Annotated in this window: 6 protein-coding genes; all 6 read right to left on the reverse strand. The window is 59.4% G+C overall.

Annotation, left to right across the window (positions count from 1 at the left end):
• A partial coding sequence (locus RG2_RS31120) for a carboxymuconolactone decarboxylase family protein (protein ID WP_371851358.1) occupies window positions 1–630 on the reverse strand: 630 nt, incomplete at its 3' end.
• A gap of 121 nt (window positions 631–751) precedes the next feature.
• Window positions 752–1,063: a DUF1330 domain-containing protein gene (locus RG2_RS31125; protein WP_033237409.1), complete on the reverse strand. Its 312-nt coding sequence runs from the start codon at window positions 1,061–1,063 to the stop codon at window positions 752–754.
• 41 nt (window positions 1,064–1,104) lie between these two features.
• Window positions 1,105–1,293 (reverse strand): ferredoxin, encoded by a 189-nt coding sequence (locus RG2_RS31130; RefSeq protein ID WP_033237410.1) that lies wholly within the window; start codon window positions 1,291–1,293, stop codon window positions 1,105–1,107.
• Window positions 1,290–2,585, reverse strand: a complete 1,296-nt coding sequence (locus tag RG2_RS31135; protein WP_033237411.1) for a cytochrome P450 — start codon at window positions 2,583–2,585, stop codon at window positions 1,290–1,292. Before RG2_RS31135 ends, RG2_RS31130 begins: the two co-directional genes overlap by 4 nt.
• 103 nt (window positions 2,586–2,688) lie before the next feature.
• Window positions 2,689–3,030, reverse strand: a complete 342-nt coding sequence (locus tag RG2_RS31140; RefSeq protein WP_033237412.1) for a hypothetical protein — start codon at window positions 3,028–3,030, stop codon at window positions 2,689–2,691.
• On the reverse strand, window positions 3,027–4,292 hold the full coding sequence (locus tag RG2_RS31145; protein ID WP_033237413.1) for an aromatic ring-hydroxylating oxygenase subunit alpha: 1,266 nt from the start codon (window positions 4,290–4,292) through the stop codon (window positions 3,027–3,029). Before RG2_RS31145 ends, RG2_RS31140 begins: the two co-directional genes overlap by 4 nt.
• Window positions 4,293–4,578 lie beyond the last annotated feature (286 nt).

Genomic DNA, 4,578 nt, shown 5'->3' on the forward strand with positions numbered 1-4,578 from the left:
CTCGCTTTCGTGGTCTGGCTCGATGCCAAATGAGTTGAAGGCCATGGCCATCAGGCCATAGCAGCCGACGGTGAAGACAAAATCCATCAGCTGTCGTTTGTCGAAGTACTCGCTGAGTGCAGCCCAGGTCTCGTCGGAGACGATCGAATCGACTTCGAGCTCTTCGACGGCGCGCAACACCGTGATGTCGGGTTCGACGAGGGCTTCGCCGCGCATCGCCGATTCGATCTCGGTCGGCGTCAGGCCTGCTTCCTCCTGGGCGATGATGATGTGGTGGGTCTTCTCGTAAGCGCAGTTTCGGCGCGTTGCAACCCTCAGGATGGCGAGTTCGCGCAGGCGCGGCGGAAGGCTGTTGCGGTACAGCATTCGCGTGCTGAAGATGAGGAAGTCCCTGGTCAGTTCAGGGTGATTCACCAGAGTGGACAGAGCCGGTCCGGCACCTTCCGGGTTCTGCCGCTCACGGGGCAGCATTCCGCGCAACGACATTCGGACCTGGTCGTCCCAATCTGCTTCGGGTAACGGAGATAGCCGCATCAGATGTTCGTTTCCTTTGCTGTCATCGAAAGGCGCAATATTTTCGATCTCATCTTTGAGAATCACATTCTCTTTAACTGAGCGCAATATTTCCACAGTCCTCACCCGTCGTCAACGTTGGCCGGGTTCGGTCGGTCTACACACAAAAAACACGCGGTGTTCGACAGACGAACACCGCGTGAGATTCAGGGTCTGCTCGACCCGTTAGAGGTCGACATCACCCACGGCGACTCGGCATCTCGAATCCTGACAGGATCACGGCATTGGTCTCGGCAGCACTCTCGCGCAACACCTTTGCCTCCTGGTACTCGTCGGACTCGTACCAAGTGCGGGCCGCCTCGACCGATGCGAACTCGAGGACGACTGTCCGGTCGCCGTGCCAATCGCCCTCGAGTACGCGAGGTGTCGTCTCGACCGACAGAACTGTGGCGCCGCCCTTTGCCAGTGAGGGCGCAGATGCCCGGCCATAGGCATTCATGCCGGCTTCGTCCTTGACGGCTTCGGTCAAGATGACATATCCCTTGGGCATTGCGTACTCCTGGTTGTCGTGATTGATGGTTGAAAGTGAAGTCAGGTCAGGGTGATTGCGCGCTCGGGGCAATTCGAGACCGCGTCACGAACTGCACCTTCCGTGTCCGTCGGAACCACGTCGGTAATCGCTTCGGCGTAACCGTCGTCGGTGAGAGTAAATACCTCAGGGGCGATCGTGAGGCAGACGCCGTGCCCCTTGCATCCGTCCGGGTCGACAGTGACCTTCATCGGGCGCCCTCCTCGGCGAGCGTGTACTCGAGATTCAAGTTGGTGAGACCGCGGAGGATGAACGTCGGAACATACTGGAAATTACGGTTATCCGCCGTTCCGTGAATGCTCTCCGAAATTCGGATGTCCGTGGTGCGGTCCAGAAGGCGCTCGAGGCAAATCCGGGCTTCCGTACGAGCGAGTGGGGCGCCGGGGCAGCTGTGAATGCCGCGGCCGAAGGCGATGTGTGTGCGGGAATTGGGTCGATCGATGTCGAACGTCGCAGCATCCGGGAACTGGCGCGGATCGCGATTGGCGGCGCCGTTGACCAACATCACCGTGGTTCCTGCCGGGATATCCACTCCGCCAATGGTTGTGGGAACCCGAGAGAGCCGGAAATCGCCTTTGATCGGGCTTTCGATCCGCAGTGTCTCTTCGATGAAGTTGGGAATGCGGTCGCGTTCCTTGCGTAGAAGTGCTTGGAGCTCCGGCTCTTCGGCAAGAATCTTCAGTGCGGAGCTGAGCAGGCGGACCGTGGTTTCCTGACCGGCCGAGAAGAGGTTGGCAGCAACATGTACAACGTCTGCGACATCGGGGGTCGAGCCGTCCGGGAACGTTGCGGTGGCCAAACCGGTCATGACATCGTCACGTGGTTCACGGCGACGGTCCTCGACGTAGGCGGTGAACTGTGCGTACAGGAATTCCATCGGAGTGTGGGCCATCGTGTCGTCACCGGTGCTTCCGACGCCGCCGCCACCACCGCCGTGCGGTTGCCCGAGATTCCGAACAAAATTGTTGCGATCGTCCTCGGGAACACCGAGCAGATCGGCGATGGCCAGCAGCGCATACGGCAGCGCGAACTCGCTGATGAATTCACCTTCGCCGCCCTCGAGTGCCTTGTCCAGCAACTGGTCTGCGAGGGTCCACATCCAGTCCTCGTTCTCTTTGAGGCGCTTGGGAGTGATCAATCGCATGAGCAGGGCGCGGTGGTCGGTGTGCATCGGGGGATCGAGTGTCGGAAGCTGATCGTTCATCGGGAGCTTGTGGCGGTGCAGTTCGATCAATTCCGAGACGTCGTCGCCTTCGAGCGGGACCGGGAAACCTGGAAACGGCCCGGTAACCGACGTGCACGACGAGAATGTCACGCTGTCCTGCAGCACCTCCACGGCTTCCTCGTACCCCGTCACCATGACTACGTCGTGGTGCGGTTCGCGCTTGACGGGGCATTGACCGCGCATCGCCTCGAAGTACGGATACGGGTCCACGACAAGATCGTCGTCTTTGAAAAAGTTCTTGGTCTCGAAGTCGGTCATGGCTACACCGTTTCCCGCGACATCGCTCGCGCGTATGTCTCGATTCTTGAGGCGAGGGGCTGCTCACCTGAGTCAGTGGGTCATTTCGAACAGTGGGACATTTTCAGAAGGATGGTTCGGTGAGACGGTTCAGGACCGCGTCACCGCCGTCTACGACCTTGGGCTGATGCCAGATTTCGACGCACATCGCGACCATGATGACGGAGTGCACCAGGCGGAGCAGATTGCGCGCGTCGTCGGGGAGATCGTCGAGCGGAAACTTGTCGCAGTAGGCAAGAGCGTCTTGAAGGACGGGGAAACCGGCGTCGTAGAACGCCTGCATCGTTGCCATGCTGCTCGTCATCCGCATATTCCAGCGTTCAGCCTCCGTTTCGAGACTCCACACGGCGGCAAAACCCTCGAGTTCCGAGAATTCCTGAGGGAGAAGAGGGTTGATGTTCGTCATGCATTCACCCCGGAGCCTTGGTAGTTCGCGACCCAGTCGGCAACGGACTTGTGGAAATGCCGGACGAGGAGTTCCTGGTCGTTGAGTGGGAAGTCGCTCGAATTGCCCAAAGCGTCGAGACCCTGCTGAGTTCCGACGAGGGTGCCGGCGTCCTGCAGAGCGAACTCCTTGAACATGACGACGGCGCATTCCTGTGCAGCGCGGTCGCTGGCGTTTTTGGCCGGTGGGAAGAAGAGTGTGCCCTCGAACCGGTGCGTGTTGTGCGACGTAGGCCAGTAGCGGTAGACGAGGTACCACCCGCTCGCCCAGATCAGGATCTCCAGGTTGGGGAAGATCTGGAAGTTGTCGGCCGCCCAGGCCTTGATGCGTCCAGGGTTGGTTCCGGACAGCTCGCCCCCGAGATCGGGTTCGTTCCACGGGCCGAACAAGCCGCTGCGCGTTTCCATTTCGATCGGATACTGGAAATTGGCCGGCCACAGTCGACGCGGAACGCTGGACGTGGACACCATTCGATGGGGCCCGTCGAGTTGATAGTGCGGCGCCTCGAATCCCTTCATCATCTGGGGCCTGGCGTCGGGGGTTGCTTCCTGGGTATGCAGCGACGGGACGTGGTAGTACTCCTGGAATGCGTCCAGGAAGACTTTCCAGTTGCAGTCGATGTCGGCGCTGAAATCGTAGCGCTCGGGCATCTCCTCGAACGGATACCCCGCCAGATCGGTGATCATCGAACCGAGGAATTCGGTAAGAGTGGTGGGAGGTTCCTTGGCGAGATTGACGAAGATGAACCCGGCCCAGACATCGCAATGCACCGGGACCAGTCCGTAATCGGCCTTGTCCAAGTCGAAGAACTCGCCCTCCTGCTGTACAAACGTCAGCGACCCGTCGAGCGAGTAACGCCACGCGTGGTACTTGCAGGTGAAGGCGCGGCACGAGCCGCTGGTCTCCGCACTGGGAATCTCGTTCCACACCAACTTGTTTCCGCGGTGACGGCAGATGTTGTGGAAGGCGCGAACCTGCCCCTCCAGATCGCGCACGATGATGAGCGAGGTATTGGCGACCTCGATTTCCTTGGTGAAATAGCGACCTTTGTCGGCGACGTCCTCGACGCGCCCGACATTGAGCCACGCCTGCTTGAACACTGCTTCGCGTTCGGCTTCGTAGAATTCGGGCGAAATGCAGTCCTGATAGGACACCGGCCCGGTTCCGACGTCCGGATAGTGCTGGGTCCAGCTTCCTTCGGCAGGTTTGGGAAAGAGTGCCATGCGGATGTCCTTCTATAGTGGCGGCGCTTCCGATGCTTCCCAGCGCGCCGTCAATTGTCAAGAATTGCATTCTGTTACAAGAGTATTCGTATCCTAGGCAGTGATGCCAAGACTTTGTCCGTAATTGTGCATTGTGGTGCAACATATTTCGATATCTCGGGCAGTGCGGGCGAAAATGAAAAGACCGCAACGCCCGGCATGCGTGAAGATGTGCATGCCGGACGCTACGGTCTGTGCAGTTTTGCTTGCTTCCCAAGAGCTTTCGCGCGAATCCGTGTCTAGACGA

The organism is Rhodococcus globerulus NBRC 14531, assembly GCF_001894805.1.
GTDB lineage: Bacteria > Actinomycetota > Actinomycetes > Mycobacteriales > Mycobacteriaceae > Rhodococcus_F > Rhodococcus_F globerula.